19 protein-coding genes are annotated in these 20,224 nt (G+C 64.1%); 13 read left to right on the plus strand and 6 right to left on the minus strand.

The annotated features are described in order from the left end of the window. Nucleotides 1-2: 2 nt before the first annotated feature. Nucleotides 3-1,913: a flavin-containing monooxygenase gene (locus V1280_RS44225; RefSeq protein WP_334537355.1), complete on the minus strand. Its 1,911-nt coding sequence runs from the start codon at nt 1,911-1,913 to the stop codon at nt 3-5. A 280-nt stretch (nt 1,914-2,193) separates the two neighbouring features. Between V1280_RS44225 and V1280_RS44230 the strand changes: the two genes are divergently transcribed. Then, the gene (locus tag V1280_RS44230; protein WP_148774041.1) at nt 2,194-2,412 is read left to right on the plus strand and encodes a hypothetical protein; all 219 of its coding nucleotides are present in this window, start codon (nt 2,194-2,196) and stop codon (nt 2,410-2,412) included. Nucleotides 2,413-2,523: 111 nt separating this feature from the next. Further along, complete coding sequence (locus tag V1280_RS44235) at nt 2,524-3,582, plus strand: YeiH family protein (protein WP_334537359.1); 1,059 nt, start codon at nt 2,524-2,526, stop codon at nt 3,580-3,582. 127 nt (nt 3,583-3,709) lie between these two features. On the opposite strand, the gene V1280_RS44240 is transcribed toward V1280_RS44235, so the two are convergent. The 5 genes from V1280_RS44240 to V1280_RS44260 all read right to left on the minus strand — a co-directional run bounded on the left by V1280_RS44240 (nt 3,710) and on the right by V1280_RS44260 (nt 8,329). Next, on the minus strand, nt 3,710-4,582 hold the full coding sequence (locus V1280_RS44240; protein ID WP_334537361.1) for an ABC transporter ATP-binding protein: 873 nt from the start codon (nt 4,580-4,582) through the stop codon (nt 3,710-3,712). Beyond that, nucleotides 4,579-5,490, minus strand: a complete 912-nt coding sequence (locus V1280_RS44245) for an ABC transporter permease (RefSeq protein WP_334537363.1) — start codon at nt 5,488-5,490, stop codon at nt 4,579-4,581. Before V1280_RS44245 ends, V1280_RS44240 begins: the two co-directional genes overlap by 4 nt. Continuing rightward, nucleotides 5,487-6,908: an ABC transporter substrate-binding protein gene (locus V1280_RS44250; RefSeq protein WP_334537365.1), complete on the minus strand. Its 1,422-nt coding sequence runs from the start codon at nt 6,906-6,908 to the stop codon at nt 5,487-5,489. Before V1280_RS44250 ends, V1280_RS44245 begins: the two co-directional genes overlap by 4 nt. 165 nt (nt 6,909-7,073) lie before the next feature. After that, nucleotides 7,074-7,847, minus strand: a complete 774-nt coding sequence (locus V1280_RS44255) for a Crp/Fnr family transcriptional regulator (RefSeq protein ID WP_334537367.1) — start codon at nt 7,845-7,847, stop codon at nt 7,074-7,076. Between the two features lie 185 nt (nt 7,848-8,032). After that, on the minus strand, nt 8,033-8,329 hold the full coding sequence (locus V1280_RS44260) for a DUF971 domain-containing protein (protein WP_334538591.1): 297 nt from the start codon (nt 8,327-8,329) through the stop codon (nt 8,033-8,035). A gap of 165 nt (nt 8,330-8,494) precedes the next feature. On the opposite strand from V1280_RS44260, the gene V1280_RS44265 reads away from it, so the two are divergent. From V1280_RS44265 to V1280_RS44315, 11 genes are all read left to right on the plus strand, one after another. Beyond that, on the plus strand, nt 8,495-9,268 hold the full coding sequence (locus V1280_RS44265) for a ferredoxin--NADP reductase (protein ID WP_334537368.1): 774 nt from the start codon (nt 8,495-8,497) through the stop codon (nt 9,266-9,268). A 99-nt stretch (nt 9,269-9,367) separates the two neighbouring features. Next, a complete protein-coding gene (locus V1280_RS44270; protein WP_334537369.1) occupies nt 9,368-11,110 on the plus strand; it encodes a fumarate reductase/succinate dehydrogenase flavoprotein subunit in 1,743 nt (580 codons plus the stop codon). 31 nt (nt 11,111-11,141) lie between these two features. Continuing rightward, nucleotides 11,142-11,375 carry a 4Fe-4S dicluster domain-containing protein gene (locus V1280_RS44275; protein ID WP_008141081.1) on the plus strand — a complete coding sequence of 78 codons (234 nt, stop codon included), beginning with the start codon at nt 11,142-11,144 and terminating at the stop codon, nt 11,373-11,375. Between the two features lie 2 nt (nt 11,376-11,377). After that, nucleotides 11,378-12,355 (plus strand): HEAT repeat domain-containing protein, encoded by a 978-nt coding sequence (locus V1280_RS44280; RefSeq protein ID WP_334537370.1) that lies wholly within the window; start codon nt 11,378-11,380, stop codon nt 12,353-12,355. 79 nt (nt 12,356-12,434) lie between these two features. Continuing rightward, entirely contained in the window at nt 12,435-13,607 is a 1,173-nt protein-coding gene (locus V1280_RS44285; RefSeq protein WP_334537371.1) for a fumarylacetoacetate hydrolase family protein, read from the plus strand. Nucleotides 13,608-13,937: 330 nt separating this feature from the next. Then, nucleotides 13,938-14,903 (plus strand): galactofuranose ABC transporter, galactofuranose-binding protein YtfQ, encoded by a 966-nt coding sequence (gene ytfQ, locus V1280_RS44290; protein WP_334537372.1) that lies wholly within the window; start codon nt 13,938-13,940, stop codon nt 14,901-14,903. Between the two features lie 117 nt (nt 14,904-15,020). Continuing rightward, the gene (locus V1280_RS44295; protein WP_334537374.1) at nt 15,021-16,562 is read left to right on the plus strand and encodes a sugar ABC transporter ATP-binding protein; all 1,542 of its coding nucleotides are present in this window, start codon (nt 15,021-15,023) and stop codon (nt 16,560-16,562) included. Continuing rightward, nucleotides 16,559-17,551, plus strand: a complete 993-nt coding sequence (locus V1280_RS44300; RefSeq protein WP_334537375.1) for an ABC transporter permease — start codon at nt 16,559-16,561, stop codon at nt 17,549-17,551. The genes V1280_RS44295 and V1280_RS44300 overlap by 4 nt, the downstream gene beginning before the upstream one ends. Next, nucleotides 17,548-18,528 carry a galactofuranose ABC transporter, permease protein YjfF gene (gene yjfF / locus V1280_RS44305; protein ID WP_334537376.1) on the plus strand — a complete coding sequence of 327 codons (981 nt, stop codon included), beginning with the start codon at nt 17,548-17,550 and terminating at the stop codon, nt 18,526-18,528. The genes V1280_RS44300 and yjfF overlap by 4 nt, the downstream gene beginning before the upstream one ends. Then, nucleotides 18,525-19,295, plus strand: coding sequence for a FadR/GntR family transcriptional regulator (locus V1280_RS44310; protein WP_334537378.1), 771 nt, complete (start codon nt 18,525-18,527; stop codon nt 19,293-19,295). The genes yjfF and V1280_RS44310 overlap by 4 nt, the downstream gene beginning before the upstream one ends. A 2-nt stretch (nt 19,296-19,297) precedes the next feature. Beyond that, complete coding sequence (locus V1280_RS44315) at nt 19,298-20,224, plus strand: Gfo/Idh/MocA family protein (RefSeq protein ID WP_334537379.1); 927 nt, start codon at nt 19,298-19,300, stop codon at nt 20,222-20,224.

A 20,224-nucleotide genomic window follows, 5' to 3' on the forward strand; every position in this document is an offset into this window, starting at 1 on the left:
ACCTACGCCTTCGTCAGCCTGTACTGCCCCAGGTCCGGATCGTGGGTCATGCGCCAATAGTCCACGAACCGCCAGGGCATCGCCGAAAACACGCGGCCGCTCGAGTTGCGGTAGTAGGTGCTCATTCCGGGATGAGTCCAGATCATCGCCTCGTGTTCGGCGTCGACCTTGCGGACATAGTCGTCGAGCACGTCCGGCCGAACGTCGATGGCGGCGACGTTGTGCTCGATCATGTCGACGAGGCAGGCGGAGATGTAGCGGCTCTGGCATTCGGACTGGAAGATGACGCTGCCGCCATGGGCAGGGCCCGAATTCGGCCCGAGCATGCAGAAGAAATTTGGAAAGTCGGGCACGGTGAGGCCGAGGAACGCGGTCGGATTGTCGTTGGCCCAGGCCTCGCGCAAGGCCTTGCCGTCGCGGCCGCTGATGTTGAGGCGCGCAGCCATCTCCGTGACCTTGAAGCCGGTGGCGATGACGATGATGTCGGCGGGACGGCGGTCCCCGTCGGCGGTGATGATGCCGCTTTCATCAAAATGGTCGATCGCGTCGGTGACGAGCTCGACATTGTCGCGCCTCAAGGTCTTGAACCAATTGTTGTCGAGCAGGATGCGCTTGCCATAGGGCGGATAGGTCGGCACGCATTTTTCGACCAGGTCGGGCCGGTCCTTCAGTTCGGTCAGGATGAAGTCGGTCAGCTCCCGGCGATGCCGGTCGTTGCCCTTGTTGACGGCGCGCTCGGGATGCGGCCAGGCCGGGTCCTTGCGCAGGAAGGGCAGCAAGCCGTCGCCATAGCGCCAGAACATGTTGAAGCGGTACCACTGCACATAGAACGGCAGATGTGCGAGCAGCCAGCGCGCGCCCTCGCTGATCGGGTCGGCATAGCCCTTCACCGGCCGCGCCCATTGCGCGCTGCGCTGATAGACCGTGACCGAGGCGACGCGGCCGGCGATCGCTGGCACCAGCTGCATCGACGTCGCGCCGGTGCCGATCACCGCGACATGCCTGCCGTCGAGCTTGATGTCGTCCGACCACAGCGCCGAGTGCAGGATCGTGCCTTTGAAGTTTTCTTCGCCCTTGAAGTGCGCGCGCGAGGGATCGTTGAGCTGGCCGATGGCTGAGACAAGTGCGGTAGATTCGACAGTCTCTTCACCGCTCGGCGTCTTCAGCGTGGAGATCCAGCGTCGCTTGCAGTCGTCCCAGCGCGACGCCGTCAGCTCGGTGTTGACGCGCAGATGCTTGCGGATGCCGTATTCGTCGGCGACCTTCAGGAGATAGCCGAGCAGTTCTTCGCGCTGGCAGAAATAGCGCGTCCATGCGTTGCCCGAGCCGAACGAGTAGGAATAGGAGTGGTTCGGCGTGTCGACGCCGCAGCCGGGATAGCGGTTGATCCACCAGGTGCCGCCGAGCTCGGCGTTCTTCTCGACGATGGTGTAGGGGATGCCCAGATGGCCGAGCGCAACACCGAGCGCGATGGCGCAGACGCCGGCGCCGACGATCAGCATATGCTGTTCGGCGAGCTTCTCGTCCGAAGGCCGCGCCGTCCAGCGCGCCTCGCGCGACACAAAGCCCATCTCCTCGCGCATCAGCGGCGCGTATTCCGGCGCGACGGTCTCGCCGAGGCACGCGCGCATCATCTTCAGGAGAAGCTCTTCGCCGGGATCAGTGATGACGGGCTTCGGGGTGCCGTCGGAGAACAGCTTGACGACAGCGGCGCGGATTTCGTCCTGGATCTGGCGGGGCACGCCAGCCTCGGGATCGGGAATGAGACGAATGTCGCGCTTGGGCAAATATGGCGGCTCGAGCCAGCGCTCGTCGCCGGTCATGTGCACCAGCACCATCAGCAGGCAGCGGATGTCCGCTTCGGCAATCGCAGAGGCGAGGTCGAGCGGCTGGCGGGGAGATGCGATGTTCATCGTCTTCTTCTGATCTCCGGCGATCCGATGAGTCCGATCCTGGAGGGGCGAACGAAGGAACTGCGGGCAGGGCACGGTAGTCGACCAGCGCTGGGGCGTCTACGCGGCGCGGCACCGGCCCGCTCCCGTCCCAAACAGGGCGGAAGAAGAAAACTATTGTCTTGTGACCGTCCCGCGGAAGGAGTTTCCCCTCCGGGGGGTAAAAACGCCAATCGCTTCCATTGCCGTTTGGGGCCGAAACGACGACATTCTGTTCAGAATTTGATGGATCGGCATAGCCATGGAACGCACTGGATTTGAGCCCTTCGGCGAGCAGATGGTGTCCGCAACGGACACCCAGCCGCAGTCGCGCGCCGCAAAGCTGGTGTTGCGGGCCGGCACGGGCCTGTTCTGGTCGCTGGTCGCCGCCATCGTGGTGGCGCGCGCGGCTTTCTTCGAGCCCGGCGTCTACGACAGCTTCAGCCACGTGGCTTCGCTCGCCAAGAATCTGCTGTTCTGAGCCGGATTAATCCGGGCTGAGGATAGAACTTCCCTTGGCCCTGATATGCCGAAAACTTATTCCCCAACCCGACCATCGTGCGTATAAATCTTTCTCCTCTGGGAGAGATTTGTGTCGCAGAATCAAGCATCCAGCCCGGCCGATTCCAAGCCGACCTCCGCCGTAAGCCGCATCGTCGCGCTGATTCCCGGCATTCTCCTCTGCATCGCCGTCGCCGGTGTCTCGGCCCTGCTCGAACGGGCCGAACTGGGCGTTTTCGAGCATCCCTATGTCGAAGCGCTGGTGATGGCGATCCTGCTTGGGATGGCCGTGCGCAGCTTCTGGAAGCCGGCCTCGCGCTGGCAGGCCGGCATTGCCTTCAGCGCCAAGCAGCTGCTCGAAGTCGCCGTCATGCTGCTCGGCGCTTCCATCAGCTTTGCCGCCATCGCGGCCTCGGGCATCGCGCTTTTGGCGTCGATCGCCGCCGTCGTCGTGGTGACCCTTTGCGTCTCCTTCGGTCTTAGCCGTTTGCTTGGCCTGTCGACGCGGCTCTCGATCCTGATTGCCTGCGGCAATTCGATCTGCGGCAATTCTGCCATCGCGGCGGTGGCGCCCATCATCGGCGCCAACAGCGACGAGATCGCATCCTCGATCTCCTTCACCGCCATCCTCGGCGTGATGATGGTGCTGGGCCTGCCGCTGCTGATCCCGCTGTTGCAGTTGACGGCCACGCAATACGGCATCCTCGCCGGCCTGACCGTCTATGCCGTACCGCAGGTGCTCGCGGCGACGGTGCCGGCAGGCCTGATCTCCACGCAGGTCGGTACACTGGTGAAGCTGATGCGCGTGCTGATGCTCGGCCCCGTGGTCGTCGGCCTCTCGCTGGTCGCCTCGCGCTGGCAGACCGGCGGCAAGAAGACCAATGTCGGCTTCTTCCGCCTGGTTCCGTGGTTCATCCTCGGCTTCCTTGCGCTGGCGACCTTGCGCTCGCTGGAAATCGTTCCGGCCACCGTGGTCGGTCCGGTGACGAAGATCACGAGCTTCCTCACCGTCGTGTCGATGGCCGCTCTTGGCCTCGGTGTTGACGTGAAGGTGCTTGCCAATGTCGGGGGACGAGTGACGGCGGCGGTGACGCTGTCGTTGATGCTGCTGCTGGGGATCAGCATCGCGCTGGTGCATTGGTTTAAGTGACTAGGGCGAAACTGCCGTAGGGTGGGCAAAGGCGCGAAGGGCCGTGCCCACCATCTCGCCGCACAGACAGAAAAGGTGGGCACGCTTCGCTTTGCCCACCCTACGAAATCGCGCGTCTTGGCGACGCCTAAATCACATCCGCCAGCGAATGGCCGTGCAGCTCGATGTTGAGTCCCTGCATGCCCATGTCGCTGATCTCGCCGCCCATCGCTTTGAGGCTTTCCTCGCGGATCAGCGACATCAGCCCGCGGCGCAACGCCAGGAATTCCGACGACATCATCATCGATTGCTGCCGCGGCCGCTCCAGGGGAATCGGGATCTCTGCCTTGATTGAACCCGGACGCGCGGTCATGCAGTAGACGCGGTCGGACAGGAAGATCGCCTCGTCGATGTCATGGGTGACGAACAGCACCGAGATCTTCAGCCGCTGCCACATGTTGGTGAGGATCTGCTGCATGATGACCCGGGTCTGCGCGTCGAGCGCGCCGAACGGCTCGTCCAGCAATAGCACCTTCGGTCCCGTCGCGAGCGCGCGCACGATGCCGACGCGCTGCTTCATGCCGCCGGAGAGCTTTTCCGGATAATGCTTCTCGAAAGCTTCGAGGCCCGCGAGTCCGAGCAGTGTGCGCGCGGCGCGCTCGCGCTGGGAACGCGGCATGCCGCGCATCTTCAGGCCGAACTCGACATTCTCCCGCACCGTCTTCCAAGGGAAGAGCGAATATTGCTGGAACACCATGCCGCGCTCGGCACTGGGGCCGTTCACGCGCTCGCCATCGACGGTGACGATGCCCGTGGTCGGCTTGAGAAAGCCCGCGACCGCATTGAGCAGCGTCGACTTTCCGCAGCCGGAGGGACCGACGATGGAGACAAACTCGCCCGGCTTCACATGGATCTGCGTGTCCGTGACCGCCTGAACCGGTCCCTCGATGCTGTCGTAGCTGAGAGAGAAATTTCTGACCTCGATATTGCCTTTCCGTTCGCTCGTCAGAATCTCACTCATCTCGTCGACCTCCACGGCATCACCAGATGTCCCGCGCCCCTGATGAGGAGGCTCGATCCGAGGCCGAGCACGCCGATCGCGATCATGCCGAGTGCGATGTCGGGATACTGGACCAGCGAATAGGCCTCCCAGGTGAAATAGCCGATGCCGTACTGGCCCGAGATCATCTCGGCCGCGATCAACGACACCCAGGCGACGCCCATGCCGACGGTAAGGCCGGTGAAGATGTGCGGCAGCGATGCCGGAAAATACACCTCGCGGAAGATCGAGCGTTCGCCCGCACCGAGACATTGCGCGGCGCGCACCAGCACGGGATCGACCAAGGACATCCCGTGCAGCGTGTTGACCAGGATGGGGAAGAACGAGCCGAGGAAGGTGATGAAGACGATGCTCTGCTCGTTGGTCGGCCACAGCATGATCGCCATCGGCACCCAGGCGATCGCCGGGATCGGCCGCAGCACTTCGGCGACCGGGAAGATGATCTCATGCACCAGCTTGAAGCGTCCCATGATCAGGCCGAGCGGGACGCCGACGATCGCGGCAAGCGAGAAGCCGATGAAGATGCGCCGGCAGCTCAAGACGATGTGCAGCAGGAACTTGGGATCGTGGATCGCCTTGGTGAAGCTCGCATAGACAGCGAGCGGCGAGGGCACGTTGGTGAAGCGCACGAAGAACACGACGCGGTAGGTCGTGAGCAGGTGCCAGACCAGCAGGAAGGCGAGCAGCGAGATGATGCCGATCGCGGTCGCGCGCAGCCGGCCCTGGTTCAGCCGGTACCGGCGCAGCGCCAGTGTACCGAAGGAGGGCGGTGTTGCGGGTGGCGTGACGGCTGGCGTTGGGCCCGCCTCGGCAAGGGCTGCTGGCATGCTGCTGTCCTCGGACTGTCTGAGGATGGCGGGACTGCTCACGTTTTGCCTCCGCTGACCGCCGCCTTCACCGCGTCGTCGAAGCCGAGCACCTTGCCGCTGATCTTGGCGGCATAGGCCTCCGCGTCCTTCTTCAGCAGGAACGGGGCGACCTCGCCACTGCCGACCGCAAAGAAGGCCTGATCGGCGAATAGCTTGATGCCGCGGGTGGTGTCGAAGACGTAGGCGACGTTGATCTTCTTGCCCTTGGCCTTGAAGTCGGCATAGGCGCCGAGCGTGCAGGCGGCGGACGAGAACGGCAGGATGCCGGCATCATCGACCCAGACCTCGCCGGCCTTGCGCGGATCGGCGATCGGCTTCTTGCAGAATGTGTCTTCGCCGGAGATCTCGTAATTCTTGGTGCTGCCAAGCTGGGCGTCATAGTCGAGCTTCATCTCGGCATAGGCCTTGCGGATGTAGCTGTCGTCGACCCACTTCTTCGGGTCGAACTCCTTCATGCGGCCGAGATTTTGCAGCACCTTGACGTCGGCGGTGGCGGCATCGATCAGCGCCGGCTTGACCGTGGGGTCGGTGGTCATGTTGCCGCTGGGACCGAGGAAGATGTAGACGACTTCCTTGTTGATGCCGGTCCATTCCTGAATTTTCTCGGCGGCGAGCTTGGGATCGTCGCGCAGCCACTGGTTGGCCGCGATCAGCGCTTTGAAGTAGGCGACGACGACCTCGGGGTATTTCTCGGCGAAATCGGTGCGGACCACGATGCCGTGGAAGGTCGGCAGATTGGTTTCGACGCCGTCAAAGATCTTTCGCGCGAAGCCGCGGAACGGCAGGAGTTCGGCGAACGGAACGAAGTCGGCATGCGCGTCGATCTTTTTCTCTTGCAGATTGGTCGAACCGACCTCCGGGCTCTGGCTGACGAGCTGGAAGAAATCGGACGAATAGCCGCGGTCCTGCATCGCCTTCAGCACCATGCCGTGCGCGGCGGAGCCGAAGGGCACGCTGACGAGCTTGCCCTTGAGATCGGCGAGATCGTAGTAGGGCGAATCCTTGTGGACGACGACGCCGTTGCCGGAGCCGGACAGGCTGTAGGCTGCGATGCCGATCAGGTGGCTCTTGCTCTCCGGATTGCTGTCGAAGGTGAAGCCGTTCACGATCAGCGGATAGTCGCCCATCATGCCGATCTGCAGCTTGTTCGCCATCATTGCGTTGGTGACGGGCGGACCGGACGTAAAGTTCTGCCACTCCAGCTCGAACTTGATGTTGGAATATTTGCCGTCCTTGGGCAGGTATTTTTCGAGGAGATGAAGCTGGCGGATGACGACGCCGGCGGTCACCGTGTTGGTCGTGGTGTCCTGCGTTCCGATGCCGAGGGTGACGGTTTCCGCCGAAGCTGACTGCGCGAGGATTAGCGCCAGCGACGTCACCGACATCGCGATCGAGAGCGTGGGAAGATGGCGGACCATTCTCATCCTCATTCGGTTGGATGTGCTGTGGTTGCCATGATTGGGGGAGGGCACCGACAGGGCAAATCCGGAATGACCGCCGCAGTCGATTAGTTGCCGGGAAAAGCCGATTGCATACTCCTTGGGCAGTCCTGCACTATAAAGCCGCTTGCCTGTGCATCGGCGTTAGTCGGCGCCTTGACCGCGCATCTCTTCCAGCACGTCCGGCCGGCACACCACGATCTGCGAGCGCTTGGTGACGACGATTCCCTTCTCCTGCATGCGCTTCAGGCTGATCGTGACCCATTGCCGGGTGGCGCCGACCATGTGGGCGATGTCGGCGTGGGTGAAGGCAGCCGCGATCACGCGGCCGTCGGCATCCTCGACGCCGTAGAGCTCGACGAGATGCAGCAACAGATGCGCAAGGCGCTGCGTGATCGAGCGCGTTCCCAGCATCTGGGCCAGCGCCGAATAGCATTTGCCCTTGAACGTGAGGCCTTCAATCAGACCGATCGCGAGGTTCGGGATCTCTACGGCCAGTGACCGCAGCTCCTTTCCGGGCAGGTGCACCACGCTGCAATTGCTGGATGCGACGCCGGACCATTGATGCACCGTGCCTTCGAACACTTCGGGCCCGCCGACGAAGTTGCCGACATGCCAATAGGCGAGCGTGATCTCCCGCCCGAGCGGCGAGGTGTAGAACACGCGGATACGGCCGCTCTCGATCAGCCAGATGCCGTCATGCTTGCCGCCCTGGCTGAACAGGGTCTGGCCACGGTTGAGCACTTTTCGCCGGCCCTGCTTCAGCACCAGCTCCCGTTCGCGCTGGGTGAGCTTGTCCATCAGCGGCGGTGGCCCGCCGATCCATTGCTGGTTCTCGGTCAGCAGCAGCGAGGAGCTGCCCGCAGGCCGGACTGCCGGGGGAACAGTCCCGCGAACCGCATTCGCCGCCTGCAACATCGTCTGCCTCCGGAACGTTCAAATCGTTCTAAAGAGGAGCAATGTCCGTGCCAGCTTTACTCCACTGTCGTCGCCCGGCTCGACCGGGCGACCCAGTATTCCAGAGACGTCAATGGGATACGGAGAGGCCGCGGCGTACTGGATTCCCCGCTTTTGCGGGGAATGGCAGCGGAGCAAGGGGAGCTTTAGCGCCCCGCCAGGCTCAGCAAATACGGCTTCGGGTAAATCCCGCGATTGTGTCCGTCCGAGAACGAGATGTTCAGCCCGTATCCGAGGTCGCCGATCTCGGTGATGGCGATGCCCGGAAAGCGCTCAGGAAAGCGGTCATCGAAGCGGGCGCGGGTGCAGTGGGCGCATTTGCAGCAGAGGCGGAGTTTTTCGGCGGGAACGCTGAGGGCGTCGCCTTCGGTCGTGCGGATGAGGAGCGTCGCGAGATCGGCGCTTACTTCGTAGTCGGCCACGGTCGGTGCCACCAGGGTCATGGTCATGACGAACCTCCACTTCCTCATTACGTCGGCGCCGGCGCGCACGGATAGCAACTAATTGCCGGCGAAATGTGAAACTAATCGACCGGGAATTTCACTTCCGCGTTGCCGGAGTCCCGTCTCTCCGAAACCTTGCGCGTCATCGAGGGCCAAGGAGAGGCAATGAGCGCATTTCAGAAGGAAACGGTTTTGTCGGTCAGGCACTGGACCGACTCCTTGTTCAGCTTCACCGCAACGCGCGATCCCGGCTTCCGCTTCCAGAATGGCCAGTTCGCGATGATCGGCCTTGAGGTGAACGGCAAGCCGTTGATGCGGGCCTACAGCATGGCGAGCGCCAATCACGAGGAAGCGCTCGAATTCTTCTCGATCAAGGTGCAGGACGGCCCGCTGACCTCGCGCCTGCAGAAGATCAGGGAAGGCGACATCATCCTGGTCGGTCGCAAGGCGACGGGCACACTGATCACCGGCAACCTCATTCCGGGCAAGCGCCTGCTGCTGCTCTCGACCGGCACGGGCCTCGCGCCGTTCGCGAGCCTGATCAAGGATCCCGACGTCTACGAGAATTACGAGACCATCGTGCTCGCCCATGGCTGTCGCCAGGTCTCCGAGCTCGCCTACGGCGAGCACCTCGTCGACGGTCTGCGCAACCACGAGTTCTTCGGACCTCTGATCCGCGACAAGCTGGTCTACTACCCGACCGTGACCCGCGAGCCGTTCAAAAATCGTGGCCGTATCACCGATCTGATCGCCTCCAACCAGCTCTTCGACGACATTGACCAGTCCGGCCTCGATATCGAGACCGACCGCATCATGCTGTGCGGCAGCCCGGCGATGCTCGAGGAACTGCCTGCGATGTTCTCCGCGCGCGGCTTTGTCGAAGGCAATCACAGCCAGCCCGGCCATTTCGTGATCGAAAAGGCTTTTGTCGAGCGCTGAGAGCAAATCGGTTCCCCGCGACAACTAATTGCTATCGCCGGGACGCCCCCTGAACAAATCTGATGCAAAGGCGCCGGATCGGCGAACCAGGAGCAAGCGATGGCACTAGATCAGATCGTCGACGGACTTTCGGAGGTTTCCTGCGATGTGCTCGTGATCGGCGGCGGAACGGCCGGCCCGATGGCGGCGCTGAAGGCGAAGCTGAAGAACCCGAAGGCCAATGTCGTCCTGCTCGAAAAGGCCAATGTCAAGCGCTCCGGCGCGATCTCGATGGGCATGGACGGCCTGAACAACGCCGTCATCCCCGGCTATGCGACGCCGGAGCAGTACACCAAGGAAATCACCATCGCCAACGACGGCATCGTCGATCAGAAGGCGGTCTATAAATACGCCCAGAACTGCTACAAGATCATCGAAGAGCTGGACAGCTTCGGCATCCGTTTCCTGAAGAACGAGAACGGCGATTACGCCGTCAAGAAGGTGCACCACATCGGCACTTACGTGCTGCCGATGCCGAATGGCGAGACCGTGAAGAAGGCGCTGTACCGCCAGCTCCGCCGCGCCCGCATCCTGATCTCCAACCGCTACATGGCGACGCGGCTGCTCAAATCGTCTGATGGCCGCATCGCCGGCGCGATCAGCGTCAATACCCGCACTGCCGAGATCCTCGTCATCAAGGCCAAGGCCGTGATCCTGTGCATGGGCGCCGCCGGCCGACTGGGTCTGCCGACCTCCGGCTACATGTTCGGCACCTACGAGAATGCCGCCAATTCCGGCGACGGCTATGCGATGGCCTACCACGCCGGCGCCGCGCTCGCGAACCTCGAATGCTACCAGATCAATCCGCTGATCAAGGACTATAACGGCCCGGCCTGTGCCTATGTCGCCGGTCCCTTCGGCGCATTCACCGCCAACAACGAGGGATCGCGCTTCATCGAATGCGACTACTGGTCCGGCCAGATGATGCTGGAATTCTACAACGAGCTGTTGTCCGGCAAAGGCCCGGTGTTCCTCCAGCTCAAGCATCTTCATCCGAACACCATCGAGGAGATCGAATCGACGCTGCACAAGGTGGAGCGGCCGACGCGCGGCCTGTTCCAGCAGGGGCGCGGGGTCGACTACCGCAACGACTCGATCGAGATGCACATTTCGGAGATCGGCTTCTGCTCCGGCCACAGCGCCTCCGGCGTGTTCGTCGACGACAATGCGCGCACCACCGTGCCCGGCCTCTATGCCGCCGGCGACATGGCGAGCGTGCCGCACAATTACATGCTCGGCGCTTTCACCAATGGCTCGGTCGCCGGCATTGACGCGATGGAGTTCGCCGACAGCCATGACTTCGCCGAATTCGATGCGGCCGATGTCGCGAAGGAGCGCGACCGCGTGCTGGCGCCGACCAGGCGCGAGGACGGCATTCCGCCCAACCAGGTCGAGTACAAGACCCGTCGCCTGGTGAATGATTATCTCCAGCCGCCGAAGGTCACGCGCAAATATGAGCTCGGCATGCGCCGCCTCGCCGAGACGCGCCAGGACATGCAGGAGCACATGATTGCCCGCAACGCGCACGAGCTGCTTCGCGCGCTGGAAGTGCAGTCGATCATGGACTGCGCCGACATGGCCGTGCACGCCTCGCTCTACCGCGAGGAGAGCCGCTGGGGCCTCTACCACTGGCGCACGGATTTCCCGGAGAAGGACAACGAGAACTGGTTCTGCCACACTCTGCTGTCGAAGCAGAACGGCAAGATGACCAGCGAGAAGCGCGCAGTGGAGCCCTACGTCGTGCCGATCGCGGACGACGAGAAGGACCTCTACGACAAGCAGCGCATCCGCGCCACCGCCTGATCCACCGCACCATAGCAACAGGAGACATCAAATGCCTCTCGCATCCTATCAGACATCGGTTCCGGTGGTCGTCGACGACGCCAAATGCATTGCCGACAAGGGCTGCACCGTCTGTGTCGACGTCTGCCCGCTCGACGTGCTGCGCATCAGCGACATGACGGGCAAGGCCTACATGGCCTATGACGAGTGCTGGTATTGCATGCCCTGCGAGGCCGATTGCCCGACCGGCGCCGTTACCGTCAACATTCCCTATCTGTTGAGGTGAGCATGTCGAGCCCGTTCGAATCCTATGACGATCTCGAAGACGCCGACGAGCGGCTCCAGGCCGCCGATCCCGCCGAACGCCGCGTCGCCATCATCGCGCTCGGCCATTCCGGCGATCCCGCAGCCGTCGGCCATCTCGCCAACATGGTGGCCGATCCGGATGCCGGCGTGCGCCAGCAGGCCGCGATGGCGCTTGGCGAGTTCGACGGGCCGGAAGCGGCAGGCGCGCTGGTGAAGCTGCTGGTCGACCCGGAACGGATCGTGGCATCGGCCGCGGCCGACAGCATGGCCGAGTTCAAGGATCTGGCTTGTGCAGAGATCATCCTGCCATTGGTCAAGCACGCCCACGCCTTCGTCCGCATGGGCGCGCTGCGTGCGCTGAAGGAGCTGCGCTGCAAGGATACGTTGAAACCCGCGCTGGAAGCGCTGCAGGATTCGGATGCCGCCGTGCGCGTGCAGGCGATCGGCGTGATCGGCTTCCTCAAGCTGGAAGAATCCATTCCCGCGCTGACCGCATTGATCAACGACCCCGACCCGCATGTGCGCCGCGCCGCCGTGAGCGCGCTGGCGTTCTCGCAGCTGAAGCCCGCGGCGGAGACGATCACGCGTGCGCTGAAAGACACCGACTGGATGGTCCGCGAGATGGCGGCCGAGACGCTCGGTCTCAACGTCAATGGTTCGATCGCCGCCGACCAGCTCGTCGGCGCGCTCACTGATGAGTTCTGGCAGGTGCGGCTGAAGGCGACCCGCAGCCTTGGCAAGATGAAGATCGAGCGCGCGGTGCGGCCGATCGGCAATTGCATCAACCACGATCAGGCGAATTTGCGCAAGGAAGCGGCCGCCGCGCTCGGCGAGATCGCCCATCCCGACGGCGAGGCGTTCCTTGCTGTCATCGCCGACGATGCCGATCCCGATGTCCGCAAGAACGCGCGCTGGGCGCTCCAGCAGATCGCGGCGCGAAAGGCGCGGGCAGGGGCATAGCAGCGAGGCATCCTGCCGCTCTGGACTTCCCTCACCAGACGTTTATTGGTCTTCGCCAAGAAACAGCGAGGACGCGGCCATGACGAGTTTGACGGTTAAAGACCTTCTCCCCGCGGATGGAACGAAGGGGACGCTGGTCGGTCGTGTCTGGCTGCCGCAGGCGAACGGTCCGGCCGTGGTCGCCGTGCGCACCGACGGCGTCTTCGACGTCACCGCGAAATTCCCGACCGTCAGCGCGCTCTGCGAGGAAGACAATCCGGCCGATGCGCTCGCCGCGACCAAGGGCGAGCGCATCGGCGATCTCGAAGCCATCGTCGCCAACACCGCGCCGGATGGGCGCGACCCGAAAAAGCCCTGGCTGCTTGCGCCAGTCGATCTCCAAACCTTGAAGGCGGCCGGTGTCACCTTCGCCATCTCGATGCTGGAGCGCGTGATCGAGGAACGGGCCAAAGGCAATCCGGCCTCGGCCGAAGCGATCCGGAAAGAGGTGACGCGGCTGATCGGCGACGATCTGTCAAAGCTGAAGCCGGGCTCGGACCAGGCGATGCATCTGAAGCAGGTGCTGATCGACCAGAACGCTTGGAGCCAATATCTCGAAGTCGGCATTGGTCCCGATGCCGAAGTCTTCACCAAGGCGCCGACCCTGTCCTCGGTCGGCACCGGCATGGACGCCGGGCTGCATCCGAAGTCGACCTGGAACAACCCCGAGCCGGAGCTGGTGCTGTTCGTCTCCAGCCGCGGCAAGATCGTTGGCGGCGCGCTCGGCAATGACGTGAATCTGCGTGACTTCGAGGGCCGCTCGGCGCTGCTCTTGTCGAAAGCCAAGGACAACAACGCCTCGTGCGCGATCGGACCGCTGCTGCGCCTGCTCGACGACACCTTCACGCTCGACGATGCGCGCAAGCTCGAAATCAGCCTGAATGTGAAGGGCGCGGACGGTTTCGTGCTCGATGGCCATTCCTCGATCAGCATGATCAGCCGCGATCCGACCGATCTCGTCGCGCAGACCATCGGCAAGGTGCATCAATATCCTGATGGCTTCGTGCTGTTCCTCGGCACGATGTTCGCGCCGGTCAAGGATCGCGATGCGCCGGGGCAGGGCTTCACCCACAAGCGCGACGACATCGTCACGATCGCCGCCCCCCAGCTCGGCAAGCTCGTCAACCGCATGCGCACCAGCGACGAGTGCGAGCCGTGGACGTTCGGCATCGGCGCGCTGATGAAGAACCTGGCGCAGCGGAAGCTGATCTAGCGCTTCGTCTCGCCACAAGTCGATTTGGTCGACATACGCAGAGCTCTATTCACGTCGTCATTGCGCTCGCAACGACGGGGAGGAGTTTGCACGCCGCAGCACCCACAAGACCCATTCATCTCTGCGTTTCATCCGTGGAACAAAGTCGCGCTTGGCGCGCCATCTGCGCGACCAGTCGGTATCCCCGCATCATTCAGCCGAATAGTAAAATAATATGACTATACGGACGTAAACTTCCGTGAAATAGTGCCTCCCGCCGCCTCAAAGGCCGGCCTGAGGGTGCCATGTTACCGAACGGCGCCCCGGACAACATTTTGGGAGACACGCCTGATGACCTTCAAAGCCCTTTTTGCGGCCAGCGCCACGGCCGCGTTGTTGCTCGCGCTGCCGGCCAATGCGGCCGAGCTCACCGTCGGCTTCTCGCAGATCGGATCGGAATCCGGCTGGCGCGCGGCCGAGACGTCGGTCTCCAAGCAGGAGGCCACCAAGCGCAAGGTCAATCTCAAGATCGCCGATGCGCAGCAGAAGCAGGAGAACCAGATCAAGGCGATCCGCTCCTTCATCGCGCAGAATGTCGATGCGATCTTCCTCGCGCCCGTGGTCTCGACCGGCTGGGATTCGGTGCTGAAGGAAGCCAAGGAAGCCAAGATCCCGGTCGTGCTGCTCGACCGCGACATCGATCCGTCCGGCAAGGACCTTTATCTCACCGCCGTCACCTCCGACAGCGTGCATGAAGGCGCGGTCGCCGGCGAATGGCTGGCCAAGACCGTCGGCGACAAGGCCTGCAACGTCGTCGAATTGCAGGGCACGGTCGGCGCCAGCGTCGCCGCCAATCGCAAGAAGGGCTTTGACACCGCCATCGCCAAGCACGCCAATTTGAAGGTGGTGCGCAGCCAGACCGGCGACTTCACCCGCGCCAAGGGCAAGGAAGTCATGGAGAGCTTCATCAAGGCCGAAGGTGGTGGCAAAAACATCTGCGCGGTCTATGCCCACAACGACGACATGATGGTCGGCGCGATCCAGGCGATGAAGGAAGCCGGTCTCAAGCCGGGCAAGGACATCCTCACCGTCTCGATCGACGCGGTCCCCGATATCTTCAAGGCGATGGTGGCCAGCGAAGCTAACGCCACGGTGGAGCTGACGCCGAACATGGCGGGCCCGGCCTTCGATGCCGTTGCGGCGTTCAAGGAGAAGGGCACCGTTCCGCCGAAGTGGATCCAGACCGAATCCAGGCTGCTCACCGCCGCCGATGATCCGCAGAAGGAATACGACAGCAAGAAGGGCCTCGGTTACTGAGGCGGGCGCCTTGCCGGATCGCTCTTTGCGATCCGGCAACCCCCTTCGCATCCGCCGCACGAACGAATAGGCTGGGTGTCCGCAGCATAAGCGGGCGCCGGTGGGAGTGACGTCGTTATGGAGAATAGCCTTGATCCGGCTCCTTCCCTGTTGGAGGTGCGCGGGATCAGCAAGAGCTTCGGTGCGGTGCGCGCGTTGCAGGAGGTCGACTTCACGCTTCGGGCCGGCGAGATCCATGCGCTGCTCGGCGAGAACGGTGCCGGCAAGTCCACGCTGATCAAGGTCATCACCGGCGTGTTCCCGCGCGATGCCGGTGTCGTCCGTCTGGGCGGCGAAGAAGTCGCGCCGCGCTCGGCCAAGGCTGCACTGCAAGCCGGCATTGCCACCGTCTACCAGGAGGTCAACCTGCTGCCGAACCTGTCGGTGGCGCAGAACCTGTTTCTCGACCGCCAGCCGATGCGCTTCGGCATCGTGCGCGAAGGCGAAATGCGCCGCCGCGCCAAAGCGCTGCTCACTGAGTTCGGCCTCGATATCGATGTCGCGGCGCCACTCGGCAATTATTCGATAGCCATACAACACGTCACCGCGATCGCGCGCGCCGTCGATCTTTCCGCCCGCGTGCTGATCCTGGACGAGCCGACCGCGAGCCTCGACCGTCATGAGGTCGAGATCCTGTTCGGCATCATGCGCCAGTTGGCCAGGCGCGGCATCGGCATCGTCTTCGTCAGCCACTTTCTCGACCAGGTCTATGAGATCTCCGATCGCATCACTGTGCTGCGTAACGGCCGCCTGGTCGGCGAGCGCGAGACCGCCTCGCTGCCGTGGCTCGAACTGATCCGGATGATGCTCGGCCGCGAGCTGGCCGAGACCACCGGCGCGCGCGCGGCGGCGAACGACCGTCCGCCGCGCGAGATCTGCGCGAGTTTCGAGAATTACGGCAAGGCCGGCTATGTCGCTCCGTTCAATCTCGAGCTGCGCCATGGCGAGGTCGTCGGCCTCGCTGGCCTCCTCGGCTCCGGCCGCACCGAGACGGCGCGGCTGGTGTTCGGCGCCGAGCGCGCCGATGGCGGGCAGGCGAAGGTGGAGGGCGCGTCCGTGCGGCTGCAGTCGCCGCGCGATGGCGTGCGCCACGGCTTTGGCTATTGCCCGGAGGAGCGCAAGACCGACGGCATCGTCGCCGAACTCACCGTGCGCGAGAACATCGTGCTGGCGCTTCAGGCCAAGCGTGGGCTGCATCGGCCGCTGTCGCGTCGCGAGCAGGACGAGCTCGCGCGCCGTTACGTCAAGATGCTCGACATCCGCCCGCCCGATGCCGAACGGCCCGTCGGCCTGCTCTCCGGCGGCAATCAGCAAAAGGTTCTGCTGGCGCGCTGGCTCGCGACTGCGCCGCGACTGCTCGTGCTGGATGAACCCACGCGCGGTATCGATGTCGGCGCGCATGCCGAGATCATCCGCCTGATCCGCGAGCTCTGCGACGACGGCCTGGCGCTGCTCGTGATCTCCTCGGAGCTCGACGAGATCGTGACCTATTCCGACCGTGTGGTCGTGCTGCGCGATCGTGCCCATGTCGAGGAGCTCTCGGGGGAGGCCATCGACGTCACCAACATTCTCGCGGCCATCGCCGCCGACGGCGCAGCGATGCAAGAGGCCCGGGCATGACAGCGCTGTTGCCGCGCCGCGGCCTTGCCCAGATCTTGGCTTTGATCGTTATCCTCGCGGTCGACCGCGTGGTGTCGCCGCAATTCTTCGATCTGCGCCTCCAGGACGGCCGGCTGTTCGGCAGCCTGATCGACGTGCTCAACCGCGGTACACCGGTGGCGCTGCTCTCGCTCGGCATGGTGCTGGTGATCGCGACGCGCGGCATCGATCTCTCCGTCGGAGCGGTGATGGCGATCTGCGGCGCGATCGCAGCTAGCCTCGCCGACAGTCATAGCCTGCCGGTGGTGCTGGCGGCGGCGCTCGGTGCGGGGCTCGTCTGCGGATTGTGGAACGGCTTCCTCGTCGCCGTGCTTGGCATGCAGCCGATCGTGGCGACGCTGATCCTGATGGTTGCCGGTCGCGGCATCGCCCAGCTCATCACCGAAGGTCGCATCGTGACCTTCAGCTCGCCGGATCTGGTCTGGTTCGGCAACGGCGCCATTCTCGGCGTGCCGGTGCCGATCGCGATTGCGCTCGGCATGTTGATCCTGACCGGGGCGGTGGTACGCGGCTCGGCGCTCGGACTCCTGATCGAGGCGACCGGCGGCAATGCGCGGGCGAGCGAGCTCGCCGGCGTCGGCACGCGCGCGATGATTTTGGCGGTCTATGTCTGGTGCGGCGTCTGCGCCGCGCTCGCCGGCGTGATCGCCGCGGCCGACATCATGGGTGCGGATGCCAACAATGCCGGCCTTTGGCTCGAGCTCGACGCCATCCTCGCGGTGGTGATCGGCGGCACCTCGCTGTTCGGCGGCCGCTTCAGCCTTGTCCTGGCGGTGCTCGGCGCGCTGATCATCCAGACCATGAACACCGGCATTTTGCTGTCGGGCTATCCGCCGGAGTTCAACCTGCTGGTCAAGGCCGTGGTGGTGCTCGCGGTGCTCCTGCTACAATCGCCCAAACTGTCGGGCTTTGCCGGGATCATGGCGCGGCTGCGGAGGACGAAACCATGAAAGGCCTGCCGCCCGTCCTGATCACGGCCATCGTCCTCGTCGCAGGCTTCGCCCTCTGCGCGCTGCAGTTTCCCAACATCGCCTCGACCCGCGTGGTCGGAAATCTCCTCACCGACAATGCCTTCCTCGGCATCGTCGCGACTGGCATGACCTTCGTCATCATCTCCGGCGGCATCGATCTTTCGGTCGGCTCGGTGATCGGCTTCACCACCGTGTTCGTGGCGCTCGCGATCGAGCGCTGGGGCGTGCCGCCGCTGGTCGCTTTCGTCGCCATCCTCGCGCTTTCGGCGGCCTTTGGCGCCGCGATGGGCGCGGTCATTCACGTCTTCGACCTGCCGCCTTTCATCGTGACGCTCGCCGGCATGTTCCTGGCGCGCGGCGCGAGCTTCCTGCTCTCGACGGAATCGGTGCCGATCACCGCGCCGATCTATTCGACCGTGTCGGACTTCGCGCTGCGCATGCCCGGCGGCGGGCGGTTGACCGCAATTGCGATCATCATGCTCGCGATCGTGATCGTTGGCATACTGCTGCTGCGTCTCACCCGGTTCGGTGCCAATGTCTATGCACTTGGCGGGGGCCGGGCCACCGCGAGCCTGATGGGCGTCGCGGTCGGCAAGATGACGGTGAAGATCTACATGCTGTCGAGCCTGCTTGCGGGCATCGCCGGCATCGTGTTCTCCTTCTACACCAGCGCCGGTTATTCGCTCTCCGCCGTCGGCGTCGAGCTCGATAGCATCGCGGCCGTGGTGATCGGTGGCACGCTGCTCACGGGCGGGCAGGGCTCGGTGATCGGCACCTTCCTCGGCGTGCTGATCCAGGGCATGATCCAGACCTACATCAATTTCGACGGGACGCTGTCGAGCTGGTGGACCAAGATCGCGACCGGCGTCCTGCTGTTCGCCTTCATCGCCCTGCAGCAGGGACTGGTGGCGCTGGCGCGACGGCCGGTGACGAAGCGCGCGGGAGCCGTCTCATGACCTCGCGCATCGTCGTCATCCCGACACGGCGGGCCCACTCCAACCACGCGGAGGTCGCCCGCTCAATTGGCGTCGACATCATCGCTAGCCGCTATGCCGAAGGGGCGCGGTTGCCGGGTGACGCCGAGCTGATCGCGATGTTCGGCGTGTCGCGGCCGGTGCTGCGCGAGAGTGTGAAGACCCTGGTCGCCAAGGGGCTTTTGACCACCAAGGCGCGGGTCGGCACCGTCGTGCGCGAGCGCGCTGCCTGGAACATGTTCGACGCCGACGTGCTGGCCTGGCATCTCGATGCCGGCATCGACAAGCGTTTTCTCGACGATCTCGCCGAGATCCGCCTCGCGGTCGAGCCGCGGGCCGCGGCCCTGGCGGCGGCGCAGCGGTCCGAGGAGGATATCGCTGAGCTTCGCCGCAGCATGGAACGGATGCGGCTTGAGGCTTCCGATTCCGTCGGCTTTGCCGATGCCGATCTCGCTCTGCACGTTGCGGTGGCACGGGCATCGGGTAATCTGTTCATGCGCTCGATCGGGCATGTGATTGAGGCCGCTTTGCGCGCCTCGTTCCTGCTCAGTGCCCCGGTCGAGCCGGAGGACCGCGACACCGTGCTGCTCTGGCATCAGAAGATCGTCGATGCGATCACGTCCGGCGATGCCGTGGCGGCGTCGGAGGCGATGGTCTATGTCATTCACAACGGCATGCGCCGCCATGAGGGCACTGAGATCGAGACGGCCCCTGCCGGGTCGCTGCCGTCTGCGCAAAGTGGAGAATAAGCGTGACTGAACTTCGCATCGCCATCGTCGGCTTCGGCAAGATTGCGCGCGACCAGCATGTCGGCGCGATCGCCGCAGTGCCAGGCGCGATGCTCGCCGCCATTGCCAGCCGCAACGCGTCGCTGCCGGGCGTGCCGCATTTCGCGACCGTCGAGGAGCTGCTGGAGAAGGGACCGCAGATCGACGCGGTGTCGCTCTGCACGCCGCCGCAGGTGCGTCGTGCCCAGGCCGCCACGGCGCTCGCCGCCGGCAAGCATGTCATGCTGGAGAAGCCGCCCGGCATCGGCGTTGCCGAGCTCGATCCGTTGATCGCGATGGCGACGGAGGCAAAGCGCACCCTGTTTGCGACCTGGCATTCGCGCCATGCTCCCTCAGTTGAGCCTGCCCGCGAGTGGCTGGCTGCGCGCCGACTTAAATCGGTGCACATCAATTGGAAGGAAGACGTCCGCGTCTGGCATCCCGGCCAGGCTTGGATCTGGGAGCCGGGCGGGCTCGGCGTGTTCGATCCCGGCATCAACGCGCTGTCGATCCTGACCCGCATCCTGCCGAAGCCCGTGTTCGTCACCGCGGCCGAGCTCGCCTTTCCGGCCAATTGCCAGTCGCCGATTGCCGCCAATCTGACGCTGACCGATATCGGCGGCTTGCCGATCACGGCCGAATTCGACTTCCGCCAGACCGGACCGCAGAGCTGGGATATCGTGGTCGAAACCGACGAGGGCCGGATGACTTTGTCCCGCGGCGGCAGGATCATGGCGGTCGACGGCAAGGTTGTTGCCGACGCGCCCGATGAGGAATATCGCGAGCTCTATCGGCACTTCGTCAAGCTCGCCGCGACCGGCGCGAGTGACGTCGATCTGGCGCCGCTTCGTCTCGTTGCCGACGCTTTCCTGCTTGGCAAGCGCAACATCGTCGAACCGTTTGTGGACTAG

The organism is Bradyrhizobium sp. AZCC 2230, assembly GCF_036924495.1.
Lineage (GTDB): Bacteria > Pseudomonadota > Alphaproteobacteria > Rhizobiales > Xanthobacteraceae > Bradyrhizobium > Bradyrhizobium rifense.

Coding starts and splice junctions, on each gene's coding strand:
- V1280_RS44265 (WP_334537368.1), top strand. CDS start 8,495: ATGAGCGCATTTCAGAAGGAAACGGTTTTGTCGGTCAGGCACTGGACC.
- yjfF (WP_334537376.1), top strand. CDS start 17,548: ATGAAAGGCCTGCCGCCCGTCCTGATCACGGCCATCGTCCTCGTCGCA.
- V1280_RS44255 (WP_334537367.1), bottom strand. CDS start 7,847: ATGTTGCAGGCGGCGAATGCGGTTCGCGGGACTGTTCCCCCGGCAGTC.
- V1280_RS44310 (WP_334537378.1), top strand. CDS start 18,525: ATGACCTCGCGCATCGTCGTCATCCCGACACGGCGGGCCCACTCCAAC.
- ytfQ (WP_334537372.1), top strand. CDS start 13,938: ATGACCTTCAAAGCCCTTTTTGCGGCCAGCGCCACGGCCGCGTTGTTG.
- V1280_RS44285 (WP_334537371.1), top strand. CDS start 12,435: ATGACGAGTTTGACGGTTAAAGACCTTCTCCCCGCGGATGGAACGAAG.
- V1280_RS44300 (WP_334537375.1), top strand. CDS start 16,559: ATGACAGCGCTGTTGCCGCGCCGCGGCCTTGCCCAGATCTTGGCTTTG.
- V1280_RS44270 (WP_334537369.1), top strand. CDS start 9,368: ATGGCACTAGATCAGATCGTCGACGGACTTTCGGAGGTTTCCTGCGAT.
- V1280_RS44280 (WP_334537370.1), top strand. CDS start 11,378: ATGTCGAGCCCGTTCGAATCCTATGACGATCTCGAAGACGCCGACGAG.
- V1280_RS44230 (WP_148774041.1), top strand. CDS start 2,194: ATGGAACGCACTGGATTTGAGCCCTTCGGCGAGCAGATGGTGTCCGCA.
- V1280_RS44250 (WP_334537365.1), bottom strand. CDS start 6,908: ATGGTCCGCCATCTTCCCACGCTCTCGATCGCGATGTCGGTGACGTCG.
- V1280_RS44225 (WP_334537355.1), bottom strand. CDS start 1,913: ATGAACATCGCATCTCCCCGCCAGCCGCTCGACCTCGCCTCTGCGATT.
- V1280_RS44275 (WP_008141081.1), top strand. CDS start 11,142: ATGCCTCTCGCATCCTATCAGACATCGGTTCCGGTGGTCGTCGACGAC.
- V1280_RS44240 (WP_334537361.1), bottom strand. CDS start 4,582: ATGAGTGAGATTCTGACGAGCGAACGGAAAGGCAATATCGAGGTCAGA.
- V1280_RS44260 (WP_334538591.1), bottom strand. CDS start 8,329: ATGACCCTGGTGGCACCGACCGTGGCCGACTACGAAGTAAGCGCCGAT.
- V1280_RS44295 (WP_334537374.1), top strand. CDS start 15,021: ATGGAGAATAGCCTTGATCCGGCTCCTTCCCTGTTGGAGGTGCGCGGG.